The organism is Flavobacterium sp., from assembly GCF_043760115.1.
GTDB lineage: Bacteria > Bacteroidota > Bacteroidia > Flavobacteriales > Flavobacteriaceae > Flavobacterium.
The window spans coordinates 1-15,468 of record NZ_JAYUPK010000131.1 but is presented as its reverse complement, the minus strand read 5'-3'; the positions used below and the strand labels follow the sequence as shown (position 1 = coordinate 15,468).

Annotated in this window: 18 protein-coding genes; 9 read left to right on the top strand and 9 right to left on the bottom strand. The window is 29.7% G+C overall.

The window, feature by feature from the left end:
- Both hemB and ACH2BC_RS11075 read left to right on the top strand, forming a co-directional pair.
- A partial coding sequence (gene hemB, locus ACH2BC_RS11080) for a porphobilinogen synthase (RefSeq protein WP_395054067.1) occupies nt 1-714 on the top strand: 714 nt, incomplete at its 5' end.
- Between the two features lie 127 nt (nt 715-841).
- The gene (locus ACH2BC_RS11075) at nt 842-1,207 is read left to right on the top strand and encodes a c-type cytochrome (protein WP_395054066.1); all 366 of its coding nucleotides are present in this window, start codon (nt 842-844) and stop codon (nt 1,205-1,207) included.
- Between the two features lie 65 nt (nt 1,208-1,272).
- On the opposite strand, the gene ACH2BC_RS11070 is transcribed toward ACH2BC_RS11075, so the two are convergent.
- Nucleotides 1,273-1,617, bottom strand: a complete 345-nt coding sequence (locus tag ACH2BC_RS11070; RefSeq protein WP_395054065.1) for a helix-turn-helix domain-containing protein — start codon at nt 1,615-1,617, stop codon at nt 1,273-1,275.
- 336 nt (nt 1,618-1,953) lie between these two features.
- Here ACH2BC_RS11070 and ACH2BC_RS11065 point away from each other — a divergent pair, with 336 nt between their 5' ends.
- The 7 genes from ACH2BC_RS11065 (at nt 1,954) to ACH2BC_RS11035 (ending at nt 7,932) form a co-directional block, all read left to right on the top strand.
- Complete coding sequence (locus ACH2BC_RS11065; protein WP_395054064.1) at nt 1,954-3,012, top strand: hypothetical protein; 1,059 nt, start codon at nt 1,954-1,956, stop codon at nt 3,010-3,012.
- 71 nt (nt 3,013-3,083) lie between these two features.
- A complete protein-coding gene (locus ACH2BC_RS11060; protein ID WP_395054063.1) occupies nt 3,084-3,635 on the top strand; it encodes an outer membrane beta-barrel protein in 552 nt (183 codons plus the stop codon).
- 158 nt (nt 3,636-3,793) lie between these two features.
- Complete coding sequence (locus ACH2BC_RS11055) at nt 3,794-4,606, top strand: hypothetical protein (RefSeq protein WP_395054062.1); 813 nt, start codon at nt 3,794-3,796, stop codon at nt 4,604-4,606.
- 5 nt (nt 4,607-4,611) lie between these two features.
- Nucleotides 4,612-5,082 carry a methylated-DNA--[protein]-cysteine S-methyltransferase gene (locus ACH2BC_RS11050; protein WP_395054061.1) on the top strand — a complete coding sequence of 157 codons (471 nt, stop codon included), beginning with the start codon at nt 4,612-4,614 and terminating at the stop codon, nt 5,080-5,082.
- A 124-nt stretch (nt 5,083-5,206) separates the two neighbouring features.
- The gene (locus ACH2BC_RS11045; RefSeq protein ID WP_395054060.1) at nt 5,207-5,920 is read left to right on the top strand and encodes a 3'-5' exonuclease; all 714 of its coding nucleotides are present in this window, start codon (nt 5,207-5,209) and stop codon (nt 5,918-5,920) included.
- A 91-nt stretch (nt 5,921-6,011) separates the two neighbouring features.
- Nucleotides 6,012-7,457, top strand: coding sequence for a nucleoside recognition domain-containing protein (locus ACH2BC_RS11040; protein WP_395054059.1), 1,446 nt, complete (start codon nt 6,012-6,014; stop codon nt 7,455-7,457).
- Nucleotides 7,458-7,479: 22 nt separating this feature from the next.
- Complete coding sequence (locus tag ACH2BC_RS11035; RefSeq protein ID WP_395054058.1) at nt 7,480-7,932, top strand: DUF1569 domain-containing protein; 453 nt, start codon at nt 7,480-7,482, stop codon at nt 7,930-7,932.
- Between the two features lie 5 nt (nt 7,933-7,937).
- Here ACH2BC_RS11035 and ACH2BC_RS11030 read toward each other — a convergent pair whose 3' ends face one another.
- From ACH2BC_RS11030 to ACH2BC_RS10995, 8 genes are all read right to left on the bottom strand, one after another.
- Nucleotides 7,938-8,123, bottom strand: a complete 186-nt coding sequence (locus ACH2BC_RS11030; protein ID WP_395054057.1) for a hypothetical protein — start codon at nt 8,121-8,123, stop codon at nt 7,938-7,940.
- 17 nt (nt 8,124-8,140) lie between these two features.
- On the bottom strand, nt 8,141-8,482 hold the full coding sequence (locus ACH2BC_RS11025; RefSeq protein ID WP_395054056.1) for a hypothetical protein: 342 nt from the start codon (nt 8,480-8,482) through the stop codon (nt 8,141-8,143).
- Nucleotides 8,482-9,165 carry an HNH endonuclease gene (locus tag ACH2BC_RS11020; protein WP_395054055.1) on the bottom strand — a complete coding sequence of 228 codons (684 nt, stop codon included), beginning with the start codon at nt 9,163-9,165 and terminating at the stop codon, nt 8,482-8,484. The genes ACH2BC_RS11025 and ACH2BC_RS11020 overlap by 1 nt, the downstream gene beginning before the upstream one ends.
- A gap of 2 nt (nt 9,166-9,167) precedes the next feature.
- Nucleotides 9,168-9,824, bottom strand: a complete 657-nt coding sequence (locus tag ACH2BC_RS11015; RefSeq protein WP_395054054.1) for a CoA transferase subunit B — start codon at nt 9,822-9,824, stop codon at nt 9,168-9,170.
- A gap of 54 nt (nt 9,825-9,878) precedes the next feature.
- Nucleotides 9,879-10,580 (bottom strand): CoA transferase subunit A, encoded by a 702-nt coding sequence (locus ACH2BC_RS11010; RefSeq protein ID WP_395054053.1) that lies wholly within the window; start codon nt 10,578-10,580, stop codon nt 9,879-9,881.
- Between the two features lie 201 nt (nt 10,581-10,781).
- Nucleotides 10,782-13,118, bottom strand: a complete 2,337-nt coding sequence (locus ACH2BC_RS11005; protein ID WP_395054052.1) for a penicillin-binding protein 1A — start codon at nt 13,116-13,118, stop codon at nt 10,782-10,784.
- 6 nt (nt 13,119-13,124) lie between these two features.
- Nucleotides 13,125-13,610: a gliding motility lipoprotein GldH gene (locus ACH2BC_RS11000; RefSeq protein ID WP_395054051.1), complete on the bottom strand. Its 486-nt coding sequence runs from the start codon at nt 13,608-13,610 to the stop codon at nt 13,125-13,127.
- Complete coding sequence (locus tag ACH2BC_RS10995; RefSeq protein WP_395054050.1) at nt 13,594-14,910, bottom strand: stage 0 sporulation family protein; 1,317 nt, start codon at nt 14,908-14,910, stop codon at nt 13,594-13,596. The genes ACH2BC_RS11000 and ACH2BC_RS10995 overlap by 17 nt, the downstream gene beginning before the upstream one ends.
- Nucleotides 14,911-15,468: the final 558 nt, after the last annotated feature.

Below are 15,468 nucleotides of genomic sequence, written 5' to 3'. Positions count from 1 at the left end.
CAACAAGCAATCAAAGCAATTAAAACCGCTTGTCCAGAAATGATTGTAATGCCAGATGTAGCTTTAGATCCATATTCAATTTACGGTCACGACGGAATTATAGAAAATGGCGATGTTGCCAACGATGCAACCAACGAAGCATTAGTAAAAATGGCAGTTTCTCACGCACAAGCTGGAGCAGATTTTGTAGCACCAAGCGACATGATGGACGGAAGAGTATTACGTTTACGTCAAGGTTTAGACGCAGCAGGATTCCAAAACGTGGGAATTATGAGTTATTCTGCTAAATATGCCTCAGCTTTTTATGGACCATTTCGTGATGCTCTAGATTCTGCGCCAAAAAACAACACTTCAAATACTGAGCGTGTCGAAGCACCGAAGGACAAAAAAACCTACCAAATGGATTATGCCAACCGCATCGAAGCCATAAAAGAAGCATTAATGGATGTTGAAGAAGGCGCAGATATGGTCATGGTAAAACCCGGAATTGCTTATCTAGACATTGTTCGTGAGGTAAAAAATGCGGTAAATGTTCCAGTTACTGTTTTTCACGTTTCTGGCGAATATGCAATGGTAAAAGCAGCTGCAGAAAGAGGTTGGCTTGATAACGACAAAATTATGATGGAACAATTAATGTGCATTAAACGCGCAGGAGCAACTTTAATTTCTACCTATTTTGCTAAAGAAGCAGCGATTATTTTAAAAAATGGGTAACGAATGGCTTGCGCATTTTCAATAATCCATATTCCTGCTTTCATTCCATAAAAATTGTAAAAACAATTTGTTATTTCAATCAATCAGGGTTAGATAGCAATTGTATTGAACTAAAATAGTACTAAAAATGAAAATTATAATAGCAATCACATTCACAATTTTATTGATTTCTTGTAAAAAAGAAACTATAAAACCACAAAATTCTGTTCCAGAAATAGCATCATTTGAAAGAGGTGAAACATTGTTTCAAGAAAACAATTGTGTAGCTTGCCATCAACCCAATAATAAAGTTGTTGGACCAAGCATAGAACAAATGGCAACAATTTATAAAAAAGAAAACGCAAGTTTAGTAAATTTTCTTAAAGCAGAAGCCGAGCCAATTGTAGATCCAACACAATACGAAACAATGAAAATTAATTTAGAAATCACCAAAGTAATGAGTAATGTAGAACTAAAATCATTGGAAATTTATATTTTAAGTTTCGCTAAATAATTTTTGCATTAACTTGTTATTCTGACGCAGGAAGAATCTCAACAGAACACAATTCAACATTTAATTTATTTATTATTATTAGGTAAATTGTTTTTTAAAACCGTTACTAGTTCTTTAACAGATTTTTCATCAGTTAAAACAAAAACCAATCCATTTATAGAACTATCTTTATTCTCTGAAATATGTTGAGTAATTTCAACTTTAGATGAATCTTGACTAAATAAATCTTTTATTTCTACACCTAATATTTCTGATAATTTTGGCAAATATTCACTCTTTACATCACTCGTGCCACTTTCCCAAGTACAATAGGTATTTTGTTGAACACCAAGTTGCAAAGCCATTTCTTTTTGACCAAATGGAGTATTAGACTCTCTAAATTTTCTTAAATTCCTAGAAATTGTTGTCATAGATTTTTTTTATCAAATATAAGGAAAAAACTTATCAATTAATTGAAAATATTTATCATTTAATTATTTTACCAAATTACAAATAATTTTAAACTTTGAATAAATATTAAAATTATCTAATAATATGGATTGATAAGTCCAATGTCAATATGTGAAATTTACTACGACTTTAAAAATGTAAACGAGGTATACTGAAAATCGAAAGAGTAAGTAAACTTAAAAATCAAAAAAAATGAATAAATTTAAAATTGTGTATATATTTTATTTTTATATACATTTACATCATGTCAACAAGATGAAAACATAGTAGATAGTGGTGTCGAAAAAAATACGGTATTGCAAAAGCCAAGTCTTTTAATTCCTGGTGTTCAATCAGCATTGATTAATAATGGTTTACCAACAACTTGTAATAATAACATATTGATATTTCCTACATGGGAAAAATATTATGCAACTATTGAACAGTTGGATTTATTAACTGAAAATTATTGTAATACGTTTGATAGTTCGTTACCAGCAAATATAACAGATGCACAATATGATGCGGCAGCTCTTACTGCAAATTTTGATGAAGATAATATTCTTATTAAATTTGAAACTGAAATGGAATTCTGTTCATTAAGAAAAAAATTGTTAGTAGAAGAAAATGCTTGGTTAGATTTACAAGTAGATGGACAATGGAATGCAAATACCGATCCTGATAATGATTTTGTAGATGACGATACTGAAAGAGCATTATTGAGTTATGGTCATGAAGTTATTATAGGTACTTCACCTAAAAATTACAAAATATATAAACTTATAAAAGATAATGGAACTTGGATAGAAATTGCAAATATGGACTTAGTTGCATTACAACAAATTAATGCTGGACAAACAATTACAAATAATCCAAATGTTGTTTATGTTACACCTCCAGCTTCAACTTTAACTTTAACTTGTGCTAATTATAAGAAAGAAACTGATTACGCTGAATTAAATGGAAATAAAATTAAAAGAAGTAGTAAATTAAGAACAGCATTTGGCACTAATATTGCGAGTTCACCTGCTACAAGTATTTCTGCAAGCAGAGTTATAGCAAGAACCAAAGGATATGTTAAAAGAAATAATAAATGGAGAGTAAGGAGATCAACAATTACCGCTGAAATTGGTGGTTTGACATTAGGAACACAAGGTGCAAATTATTTTGATTGTATTGACTTAAAAACTTTATTAGTTACAAAGACAAAAAGACGTAGAAAAGTTAAAGTTAAGTTTGTATCTACAAACGCTATAACACAAGTTGGTACACCAAGATATTTTAATATCACAGTACAAGATAATTTATTGTACAGTTCACATAAACAAGGCAATTTATTAGTTACTAGAGATTATTTTGATATGCCAAATAATTAAAAAATTAAGGTTGAAAGTATTAAACTTTCAACCTTTCTTAAAACTTATTAAAATTAAAAACAATAATTTAAATGAATCTTGAAAAAATAGCAATATTATTTATGCTTTTAATTGTAAGCTCTAGTATTACAGCACAATCTAAAAAAAGCACAACCTTTGGAATAAAAGGTGGTTATAATAAAAGTACAGTTAACGGTACAGAATTAGATGGTACAAAAACAGGTTATATAGGTTACGAATTGTATGGAAGTTTGTTTTCTGATACAGAATTAAATAATGAATGGAATTTCGAAAATGAACTTTTATTTTCTTACACGGATAACTATCATTTTATAGAAATACCAGTACACTTTAAGCGTAGATTTCTAAAAAAATGTTTTATACTTTTAGGTCCAAAATTAGATTTTATTGCCGATAACGATAACGATAGTTTTGAAAGATATTATAGATTTAGAAATTTTGGAGTATCCGGAGAATTAGGTATTCAATACAATATTAGCAAAAGATTTTTTGTAGAAACTAGATATTCAAAAAGTTTTACTTCTCAAATTGATGATTTAGTGTTAGAAATATATAGCGGTAAAAGAAATACATTTCGAATAGGTGTAGGCATAAAATTTTAAGCTAAATAAATTTTTATCTTATTACTTGTAAAAATAAAATTTATTTCTATTATTCAAACTACAAATATCTGTAAACTAGATTTTTTTTAATATTAAAATAGAATTCAACAAATTATAATTACTCACAAACTTAACATTAATTGAAATAAATTATTACCATGATATGTTTAAAAATTAAAAAATATATAGTTGCAAGCCATGTACTTGCAACTATATTTTCTGTTAATTGTAATGCTCAAACAGCAGAAAATCTATTCCATAAAAAATATTCTAAACTAAGTTTAGTTTTACAGCCTTCTTGGATTATGCCAAATAATTACAATAATGGATATATAAATAATTATCCGAGTGTAAATTTTACAAAAGCGTTTTCTTATCAATTTGGTTTAACTTACAACTTTGCACAATCTGGAAGTTTCAATTTTAAAACAGGTATAATTGCTAAGGAGTTTTCGCCAGTTTTTGATTTAAATATTTCTGATGATGATATTGGATATGGTGTCGATTATACCTTAACAGAATATAATCCTTTTAATCAGTTTATAATTTCAATCCCTTTTAAAACTGAATATTTTTTAAAAGTTAATCCTAAATTAAATTTAGTTTTTGGTGCAGGACTTGGATTAAATTTATTTACAGGGATTGATGAAAAAATAAATGTATTTTTATATGTAAATAATAATATTGACGAGAAATTAATTTTTTTAGCAGAAACTACCAATCAAAAAAAAATAACTTTAAATACAGAAGCATCAATTGGGTTTAATTATGAATCAAAATTTGCATTATTACAATTGGAATTATTTTCTAATGGAGGTTTTAGTACCAGTTTCGCAGTTGAAGGTAAATACGAGATTATAAATTTAGTCAACAGTCCAAATACTAAAGGTGGATTTTTAATATCAGACAGATATAATGGTTTAAGCTTAACTATTTCTCCAAAAAAAGGTTGGCTTAAAAAGAAAGAATAAATAAAATGCAAACCTGCTTCATAAATTCACCACTCGGAATCACCAAATTAGTTGGCGATAAAAATGGAGTTTCCATAATTTCAATTCTAGAAGAAGGAGAAGTTTCTACAACAATTTCAAACGAATTAAAAGAAGCAGTAACACAACTTCAAGACTATTTTGAAGGAAACAGAACCAATTTCACTTTTAAATTAAACCCTAAAGGAACCGATTTTCAACAACGAGTTTGGCAAGAATTACTAAATATAACTTTTGGAAAAACAATGTCCTATTTGGAATTATCTAAAAAACTTGGCGATGTAAAAGCAATTCGTGCAGTAGCATCAGCCAACGGAAAAAACCCACTTTGGATAGTAATTCCGTGCCACAGAGTTATAGGAAAAGATGGTTCGTTAACTGGTTATGCTGGAGGTTTGTGGCGCAAAAAATGGTTGTTAGAACACGAAAATCCAACCAGTCAACAAAGTTTGTTTTAAAAGTTTAGCCACGAATTACACTAATTTTCACTAATTTTCTTAAATTCGTTTCTTATTAATTTAAATACTAAATTTTACACTTTTTTAAATTTGTGAAAATTAGTGTAATTTGTGGTTGAAAATTATGATAGAAAAAATCCGGCTTGACAATATTTTATTTCTAGATATAGAAACCGTTCCATTAGAAGAAAATTTCAATTCGCTAGACGATGAATTGAAACAACTTTGGGAACAAAAAAGCCAATACCAACGCAAAGACGATTTTACTCCTCAAGAATTTTATGACAGAGCAGGAATTTGGGCAGAATTTGGTAAAATAGTTTGCATATCAGTTGGTTATTTTATCACAAAAGCAGACATTAGAAACTTTAGAGTTACCTCTTTTTTTGGTGAAGAAAAAAAGTTGTTAACTGATTTTAATAATCTAGTAAACAATCATTTTAATCTTTCGCAACACGTAATGTGTGGTCATAATGCCAAAGAATTTGACATTCCATTTCTTGCTCGTCGAATGATTATTAACCAAGTTGCCATTCCGAATAAGCTCAATTTATTTGGAAAAAAACCTTGGGAAATTCCACATCTTGATACCTTAGAGTTATGGAAATTTGGCGATTATAAACATTTTACATCACTAAAATTATTGACTAAAATTCTAGGAATTCCGTCATCCAAAGGCGATATTGATGGAAGTCAAGTAGGTCACGTTTTCTATGTAGAAAAAGACATTGACAGAATTGTAACCTATTGCGAAAAAGATGTAATTGCTGTTGCACAAGTTTTTCTTCGTTTTAGACGTGAAGATTTATTAATTGAAGATGAAATAACTCACGTATAAATTAAAAAAATTATAATTAACTTTTGATATTGCAATTGATATTGCAATTGACTTTTGACATTGAATTACTACATTTACAAAAATTAAAATTATGGTATTAAGTAGATTTTGGTTAACAATTTTCATAGCATCTATTTTATATGTTATAGTAAGTTTATTTCTTGGAAAAAGTTATACTATTGACTATGTTTTAAATGGGAAAAAAGATGATCCAATTCTTATATCAGAAAAATATTTAAAAGACATTCCAGTTTTTATTAAAGATAGCATTTTAAAATCTAAAGAAAAAACGTTTAAAATAGACAAAGACACATTAAATTTTGATACAACTTACGTTTACAAAAATCAAACTGTAAAAATTTATAGTGGCGTTCAAAAATCGGATGGGCTTTTACCAACTTGTAAAACTACTTTATTCGACATAATTTTACCATTAATGGCTTACTTAGCATTCTTTTGTGGATTAATGCAATTGCTAATAGATAGTGGCGCAGCAGAAAAATTAGCCAAAAAATTAAGCCCAGTTTTTATAAAAGTATTTCCTTCTTTACCCAAAAATCACGAATCAATTTCTTATATGACTTTGAATTTCGCTGCTAATTTTCTTGGTTTAGATTCTGCCGCAACGCCATTTGGGTTAAAAGCTATGGAAAGTTTGCAAACTTTAAATCCAGATAAAGATAAAGCAACAGATGCACAAATAATGTTTATGTGTTTGCATGCTGCAGGATTAACATTAATTCCAACTTCAATAATTGGATATCGTGCCGCAGAAAACGCAGCAAATCCTGCCGATGTTATGTTACCTTGTATAATAACTTCATTTGTTGGAACAATTGCTGCATTTTTAATTGTTGGAATAAAACAGAAAATTAACTTTAAAAGTGCTTCTTTAATAACTGGTTTAGTAACACTGATTGCTGCAATTGTTGGATTATTATTTTATGTAAATCGTTTAGATTTTATAGGTAAAAATTATTTTACTTCTAATTTATCAGGTTTAATGTTAGTGGCAATTATCGGATTTACTTTGGTGTTTTCATTCATTAACGAAAAGAAATTTGTAGCATTAAATACGACTATTTATGACGCTTTTGTAACTGGTGCCAACAATGGTGTAAAAACTGGAGTTACTATTTTTCCTTATGTATTAGGTATGCTCGTTGCCATTTCGTTTTTTAGAAACAGTGGTTTATTTGAAAATATAAGTAACGGATTGGCATTTGTTTTTTTAAATCTTGGCGTTTCTAAAGAAATTACAAATTCTCTACCAGTTGCAATGTTAAGACCATTTAGTTCTAGTGGTTCACGAGGATTTATGATAGATTCTATGAAAACTTATGGTGTAGATTCACTAACAGGAAGACTGAGTAGTATTTTTCAATGCAGTGCTGAAACTACGTTTTATGTAATTGCAGTTTATTTTGGAAGTATAAAAGTTAAAAATACAAGATACGTTTTAGCAACTATGTTATTGGTAGATTTAATTTGTGTAATTACTGCGATTTTTGTAGCTAGTTGGTTTTTTGTGAAATAGAAAAAATTAAATATTTTTAATTATGAAAAACATTTTTAATAAAGAGGATAATAAAGAAATTGTAGATAGAATTAATTTATTAACTGTTGACTCTGAACGAATTTGGGGTAAAATGAATGTTTCGCAAATGCTTGTTCATTGTCAAAAACCTCTTGAAGTTGCTGATAATAAACTGGTTATTAAAAGAAATATTATTAGTTTATTATTTGGCAAGATGATGAAGAAAAAGCTAATTGATAAAGATGAACCATTTAAGCAAAATTTACCAACAGCCAAAGATTTTGTTATAGTTTCTACGTATGATTTTGATAAAGAAAAAGCGACATTATCTAGTTTAATTTCAAGATTTGGAATAGAAGGAGAAGAAATTATAAAAACTAAAACGCATCCGTTTTTTGGACCAATGACGCCAAACGAATGGGGAAAATTATTTTACAAACATTTAGATCATCACTTGAGACAGTTTGGTGGATGATTAATTTATTTCTCTAAAATATGAAGGAATTCTGTAGTTGAATTTGCAATATGATTTCTATTTTCTGTTTTATCTGCTTTAAATCTTTGATAATCTGTAGTTACTAAATCATATTTACCATATTTAGATAATATTGCTTTAATTTCTTGTTCACTCATTAATCCTTCGTTGTTGTATGATACAGATAACATATTTCAAACTATTTATATTAATCTTTATCAAAATGTTTTATTATTCCATTTCTTTCCAATGATTCTATATAGTAGTTAATGAACTTACCATAACCCCAATCATCTACAAAATGGTTAATTTTAAATTTAACTTCCCCAACTTTTTCACCTTCTTCAACCACATTATCTAACTCTTCACTATCATCGCTGTAAAAAGCTATAATGTTAATGACATCTTCAATAGGTAAATCCTCTTCTCTCCAAATTTCATAATACGCATCTGGAATTAATAATTTCTCCTTCGTTAAATCTAATAATTCAGCGTTTGAAGCCATCTCAACTAACTCCTCTGATACAAATAATTCTCCTTTTGAACTCATTATTTTTGAAATATATGTTTTTGATGATACTCTAAAAATTCTTCTCTACCTTTTACAGGTAAATTTTCGAAAACCTGTTTGTGCTCAATATTTAATCTCTTAATATTATAATTATTTAATATTTTTTTTGATAATAAAACCTCTTTATTCAAATTAAAAGTAATCAAACCTACACTTTTATCAAAAAGTTTATCATACAATGGTGATAAAAGAAATCCATTTTTTGGATTTAATCTTTCCTCATTATCACAATGTACCCATGGTTTTATATGACTTGCAATTAATAATCTCTTTTCATTTATTCCTGTTATTGGACAAGAATTCATTTCTTTAAATAAATTATTTCTAAAATCATTCTGTCCAATTCTTATTTTTTGTTCAACAATTTGTTCAGTGATTTTTCGCTTTTTAAATACTATCTTATCGTTATCATAATCGAAATTACCTAAATCATTTATATAAACTTTTTCTAAAAATTCTGTTAAACCATATACTCCTTTTGAAATTCTTGTAAATCTATTATCTCTTTGAACTCTTTCTTGAATTGTATTATCAGGTGTTTTTCCAGTTTTTTTTCTAAATTTTTCAATGTTATCATATATTAATTTTAATGGTGCAAAATTTCCATTTTCAATCATAACTTGTTCGATAGCTTCAGAATATGTTAAATCATTAAATTTCATATTTAATCAATAACCATTTCCATAATTTCACCATCAATAATCAATGTTGCCTCGGTTGATGCAATTATTTGTTCTACAGAAACTCCTGGTGCACGTTCTACTAATTTAAAACCTTGTGGTGTAATTTCTAAAACGGCTAATTCTGTAACTACTTTTTTTACACAACCAACTCCTGTTAATGGCAAAGTACATTTTTTTAAAATTTTACTTTCGCCTGCTTTGTTAACGTGCATCATGGCTACAATTATATTTTCGGCAGAAGCTACTAAATCCATTGCGCCACCCATTCCTTTTACCATTTTTCCTGGAATTTTCCAATTGGCAATATCTCCATTTTCTGAAACTTCCATCGCGCCAAGAATTGTTAAATCTACGTGTTGACCACGGATCATTCCGAAACTAAAAGCTGAGTCAAACAAACTTGCTCCAGGCAACATTGTAATGGTTTGTTTTCCTGCGTTTATTAAATCGGCATCTTCATCGCCTTCAAACGGAAATGGTCCCATTCCTAGAACTCCATTTTCACTTTGAAATTCTACATCAATTCCTTCTGGAATATAATTGGCAACCAGTGTTGGAATGCCTATTCCTAAGTTAACATAATAATTGTGTTTTAACTCTTTAGCTATGCGTTTTGCTATTTGATTTTTATCTAACATATTTTTAAACCATTAAGGTATTAAGGATCATTAAGAATTATCAAGTAATTTAATTTAAAAAATGGTTCTAACAGTTCGTTGCTCTATTCGTTTTTCATATTTTTCTCCTTGAAAAATTCTATTTACCAGTATTCCTGGAATATGAATTTCATTAGGATCTAAACTTCCTGCTGGCAATAATTCTTCAACCTCAGCAATTGTAATTTTAGCTGCGCCACACATACATGGATTAAAATTTCTGGCTGTTCCTTTAAATATTAAATTTCCTGCTTCGTCGCCTTTCCAAGCTTTTACTATGGCAAAATCTGCTTTAAAGGCATGTTCCATTATGTGCATTTTTCCGTTAAAGTCTCTAACTTCTTTTCCATCTGCAACTTCAGTTCCAAATCCTGCTGGTGTAAAAAATGCTGGAATTCCTGCTTGTGCAGATCGACAACGTTCGGCTAAAGTTCCTTGTGGAATTAAATCTACTTCTAGTTCACCAGAAAGCATTTGACGTTCAAACTCTGCATTTTCTCCTACATAACTTGATATCATTTTTTTGATTTGTTTTTGTTGCAATAACAATCCCAAACCAAAATCGTCAACACCTGCATTATTAGAAATGCAAGTTAGATTTTTAGTTTTTTTCTTTACTAATTCGGCTATAGAATTTTCTGGAATGCCGCACAGGCCAAAACCGCCAAGCATGATGGTCATTGTATCTTCAATTCCTTGAAGTGCTTCTTTTACCGAGTTTACTTTTTTATTTATCATAGTTTTTAAACTAGTATTATAATTGTGATGTTGAAGTTTCTACGAACTAGCCCAGACTGTAATGGAAAGCTTTGCTTGAGGAAAATTATATTTTTTCTTGACTAAAAATTGCGACCAAAGGAAGCGCATTTTTGGGCTTAGAAAAAAATAATTTTACTAGCAAACTTGTAATGGAATGCTGGAATTGGCTTCTAGAAAAACTTATAATTCAAATTCGTCTGTGTTTTGTTCTTGTTCTACGGCTGTTGAATCTCTTCGTTTGGAAGTTCCGTTGCTGTATTTAGATGGTCCGCCACAATCGACTTTTATTGACATTTCTTCGGGTTCTATAAAATCGTCCTTAGAGATTTGAAGGTCTTTATCTGCATAACATTTTTTCATAAAAAATCCCCAAATTGGTAATGCAGCTGTTGCGCCTTGACCATAGGTTATGCTTCTAAATCGTGCTGATCGATCTTCGCAACCAACCCAAACGCCAGTTACTAAATTGGGAACCATTCCAATAAACCAACCATCGGATTGATTTTGTGTTGTTCCTGTTTTTCCTGCAATGGCATTTTTAAACATATATGGATAACCTGTCCAGCGATTACTGCCACTTCCGCCACCATCTGTTCTTAAACGTTCTCCAGAACCACCTTCGGTAACGCCTTCTAATAATTTTATTACTGCAAATGCAATATCTTTATTTAAAACATCGTGTGTGTCTGGAATTGGTTCATAAATTATACCTCCATTTTTATCTTCAATTCTTGAAATAAATTGTGGTTTTATGTAAACTCCTTCATTGGCAAATGTGCTGTAAGCGCCAACCATATCCTGCACCGTAATATCTACTGCGCCAAGTGCAATTGCTGGTTGTACTGGAATTTCTGATGTTACTCCTAGTTTATGAGCTAAATCTACAACGGCTTGTGGACCAGTTTTATCTATTAATTTGGCAGAAATTACGTTTACAGAATTGGCTAATGCTTTTTTCAAAGTCATCATTCCGCGATAACGATTGTCTGAGTTTCTTGGTTCCCAATTTGTAGAAACATTGTGTCTTCCTCTTCGTATCATAAATGGTCCATCAAGCATTACATCGCATGGAGACATTCCTAATTGTTCTATTGCAGTTGCGTAAACAAATGGTTTAAAGGTAGAACCAACTTGACGTGCACCTTGACCAACGTGATCGTATTGAAAAAATTTGTAATTTATTCCTCCAACCCAAGCTTTTATTTGTCCAGATTGTGGTTCCATAGACATTAAACCTGCTTGTAGAAAATGTTTGTAATAACGAATAGAATCTAAAGGTGTCATTGTCATTTCTTTTTGTCCGTCCCAAGAAAAAACGGTCATTCTAGTTTTTACAGAAAATGTTTTTATAATGTCTTCATCAGACATGTCTTGAGCTTTTAAAATTCTCCAACGTTCTGAATTTTTCATTGCCTTATCAAAAATCTTTTTAGTTTCGGAAGATGTAATACTTATAAACGGTGCATTTTTATTACTTTTTTGTTGTTTAAAAAATTCTTCTTGCAAGTTTTTAATATGTGCTTTTACTGCATCTTCTGCATGTTGTTGAATTTTAGAATCTAATGTTGTGTAAATTTTTAGTCCATCTCCATAAACATCATACTCATCTCCATTGGGTTTTTTATGTTCTTTTACCCAATTTTTCATATAATCGCGCAGGTATTCTCTAAAATAAGTTGCTGTACCATCTAAGTGACTTTCTGGATGAAAATCTAATTTTATTGGTTTTTTTACTAAAAGTTCTTTGGCAGATTCTTCAAGATGATTATTTCTTACTAGTTGACCTAAAACTATATTTCTTCGAGTTAATGTTCTATCTGGAAAACGATTGGGGTTGAAACGAGAAGGATTGGTTAACATACCAACAATCATAGCGCTTTCTTCTATTTTTAAATCGCGTGGTTCTTTGTTAAAATATACTTTGGCAGCAGAGCGAATTCCGACAGCACCATTTACAAAATCTACTTGATTTAAGTACAAAGCAATAATTTCTTCTTTGGTATACTGTCTTTCTAATCGTATAGCAATTATCCATTCTTTAGCTTTTTGTACCATTCTAAATGGTAAAAATTTAGAACCTTCACCGTGAAATAATAATTTGGCTAATTGTTGAGTAATTGTACTTGCTCCACCATCTTTTCCTAATTTTACTGCTGCGCCAAATGTTCTTTTAGCATCAATTCCAGAATGTTCATAAAAACGTTCATCTTCTGTAGAAACTAATGCGTCTACAAGCGATTTTGGTAAATCTTTATAATTTATTGCCGTTCTATTTTCGTTGTAAAATTTACCAAGTGTAACTCCATCTGAAGATATAATTTCGGTTGCAAGATTGGATTCTGGATTTTCTAAATCGTCAAAAGATGGCATTGCACCAAATAATCCCCAAGATGCAAATAGAAAAAATAGAAATACTGATGCAAAGCCATAAAAGAATAGTCTCCAGAATTTTCTTTTGTAGTAACTAATATCTTTTACTTTGGCTGTAGTTTTTTGAGCTGTTTTATTTTGTGCCATATTTTTTTATTCTGTTGATTCTATTCTAAATCCAACTTCGGTAATTCCTTTTAATTCTTTGTCTCCAACAATTTTGCCAGTTTGTCTTACTGCTTGTTGAATTTTTATTTTGTAATCTCCTTTAAGATTGAAGGATTGATTTTGCTTATAAAAAAGTTTACTTTCTTTTACATCAGAAAATCCATCGCCAAGTAAAGTTCCGTCAAGATTTGCCATTTGATATTCTAAAGTATCTACTTTTACTTTTTTATTTGGCTGTTCTAGCGAAACAATTAAAAATAAATTACTGTATGGAAAATCGTTATTATCTCTAATGTTTACAAAAAGATTAAATTTTTTATTTACATCTAATTTTGGCAATTTAAATTTCACAATACTGTCTTTGTGCCAAGAAGTTCCAACCGATTTATATTCGTCAAAAACTCTTTTTTCATCGCAAGAAATTATAGAAACTGCCACTAAAATTAAAAGAAGGTTATTTAGAATCTTCATTCTTTTTTATAATTATTGGTTTTTTATTTGCTGGTTTATTTAGGTTTGGATTCTGATTTGGGTTTTGATTTTGATTAGGATTTGGTTTTTGTTGATTTGGATTTATCTTGTTCTGATTGGGATTAATTTTGTTTTGATTTGGATTTGCATTCTGATTAGTATTTGCAGAAGCGACTTTGTTTTTATTTTTATTATTGTGCTTCTTTTTTGGTTGATCAAAACGCGTTAAACTCTCTTGTCCCATTGCATTATTAAAATTTGCTTCTTGCTCTACAACTAGTTCAATTGCAAAATCTTCTAATGATGAAACTCTAATTTTTTGTTTATTTTGAACAATAATTTCTCTTACTTGTTCTATTTTTAAAACGTGCCAATTTGCAAAATTATCGGTATAGGCAAACCACATTAATCCTTTAAAAATATCTTGTTTCTGACAAATTGCATCACCTTTTTCTGTGTGTAATTTTGTTTCAAATTCTGGAAAATCTTTTAATGCATCTAAATAAGTATCCAATTCATAATTTAAGCAACATTTTAGTTTTCCGCATTGTCCAGCAAGTTTTTGAGGATTTAAAGAAAGTTGTTGGTATCTTGCTGCTGAGGTATTTACACTTCTAAAATCGGTTAACCAAGTAGAACAACACAATTCTCTACCACAAGAACCAATACCACCAAGTCGAGCTGCTTCTTGACGAAAACCAACTTGTTTCATCTCAATTCTAGCTTTAAATGTTTGTGCAAATTCTTTAATTAATTGTCTAAAATCTACTCTATCTTCTGCTGTGTAATAAAAAATTGCTTTAGATCCATCGCCTTGAAATTCTATATCAGAAATTTTCATTTGCAATTTTAAAGCAATAGCAATTTCACGAGCTTTAACTTTCATTGGCTCTTCTTTATCTCTAGCTTCGCTCCAAATATCAATGTCTCTTTGCGATGCTTTTCTATAAATTTTGGTAATATCTGGACTTTTTATACTAACACCTTTTTTCTTCATTTGCACACGCACCAATTCTCCTGTGAGTGTTACAATACCAATATCGTGTCCTGGCGCAGCTTCTGTAGCAACAATATCGCCAATGCTTAAAGTAATTTTTTCTGAATTTCTATAAAATTCTTTTCTTCCGTTTTTAAAACGTACTTCAACACAATCAAAAGGTACTTCACCGTTTGGCAAATTCATATTAGCCAACCAATCGAAAACGGTTAGTTTATTGCAGCTGTCTGTGCCGCAAGTTCCATTATTTTTACAACCTTTAGGCGCACCGCCATCTGAGGTTGAACAACTTGTACAAGCCATAATTATATAGATAGTGTTGCTAATTGCAACTTAAGTTCATAAAACGATTAATTGGTAAAGATAGTATTTTTAAAAAATAAATTCCAATAAAAAAATTCCAAATTCCAATTACTAATAATACGTTGAAATTTGAAATTTAAAGATTCAGATTATAGTGTTTTATTCTAAAATCTTATACAATTTAGTATTGAATTTAAAACCTTTTATTTTATGAAATATAAATTTATAACACTAATAATTAATCAATACTCAACAATATCATTAAATTAAGATAAACAACACGAAAATTTAACATTATAAATTTCTTTGTAAGAAAATAAATTGTAAATTTGGGTAAATTCTATTGTATGAATCAGTTACGCAGTTACGCAGTTACGCAGTTACGCAGTTACGCAGTTACGCAGTTATGCAGTTACGCACAAATACCTTATGTATATGTGTGTAGCAAAAACAATATATTTTGTTAAACGAGTAAAGAAGAAGACCATTTGTGTTCAGTTCGCACCACGCAGAAAAGGAACTGGCTCTAAATATCTTCTAACCTAAAAACTTTATTTT

Bases quoted from the DNA above. Each gene is read 5' to 3' on its own strand.
- ACH2BC_RS11010 (WP_395054053.1), bottom strand. From the start codon at position 10,580: ATGATAAATAAAAAAGTAAACTCGGTAAAAGAAGCACTTCAAGGAATT.
- ACH2BC_RS11025 (WP_395054056.1), bottom strand. From the start codon at position 8,482: ATGAGTTCAAAAGGAGAATTATTTGTATCAGAGGAGTTAGTTGAGATG.
- ACH2BC_RS11020 (WP_395054055.1), bottom strand. From the start codon at position 9,165: ATGAAATTTAATGATTTAACATATTCTGAAGCTATCGAACAAGTTATG.
- ACH2BC_RS11050 (WP_395054061.1), top strand. From the start codon at position 4,612: ATGCAAACCTGCTTCATAAATTCACCACTCGGAATCACCAAATTAGTT.
- ACH2BC_RS11040 (WP_395054059.1), top strand. From the start codon at position 6,012: ATGGTATTAAGTAGATTTTGGTTAACAATTTTCATAGCATCTATTTTA.
- ACH2BC_RS10995 (WP_395054050.1), bottom strand. From the start codon at position 14,910: ATGGCTTGTACAAGTTGTTCAACCTCAGATGGCGGTGCGCCTAAAGGT.
- ACH2BC_RS11060 (WP_395054063.1), top strand. From the start codon at position 3,084: ATGAATCTTGAAAAAATAGCAATATTATTTATGCTTTTAATTGTAAGC.
- ACH2BC_RS11030 (WP_395054057.1), bottom strand. From the start codon at position 8,123: ATGTTATCTGTATCATACAACAACGAAGGATTAATGAGTGAACAAGAA.
- ACH2BC_RS11045 (WP_395054060.1), top strand. From the start codon at position 5,207: ATGATAGAAAAAATCCGGCTTGACAATATTTTATTTCTAGATATAGAA.
- ACH2BC_RS11070 (WP_395054065.1), bottom strand. From the start codon at position 1,617: ATGACAACAATTTCTAGGAATTTAAGAAAATTTAGAGAGTCTAATACT.
- ACH2BC_RS11005 (WP_395054052.1), bottom strand. From the start codon at position 13,118: ATGGCACAAAATAAAACAGCTCAAAAAACTACAGCCAAAGTAAAAGAT.
- ACH2BC_RS11015 (WP_395054054.1), bottom strand. From the start codon at position 9,824: ATGTTAGATAAAAATCAAATAGCAAAACGCATAGCTAAAGAGTTAAAA.
- ACH2BC_RS11000 (WP_395054051.1), bottom strand. From the start codon at position 13,610: ATGAAGATTCTAAATAACCTTCTTTTAATTTTAGTGGCAGTTTCTATA.
- ACH2BC_RS11055 (WP_395054062.1), top strand. From the start codon at position 3,794: ATGATATGTTTAAAAATTAAAAAATATATAGTTGCAAGCCATGTACTT.
- ACH2BC_RS11075 (WP_395054066.1), top strand. From the start codon at position 842: ATGAAAATTATAATAGCAATCACATTCACAATTTTATTGATTTCTTGT.
- ACH2BC_RS11035 (WP_395054058.1), top strand. From the start codon at position 7,480: ATGAAAAACATTTTTAATAAAGAGGATAATAAAGAAATTGTAGATAGA.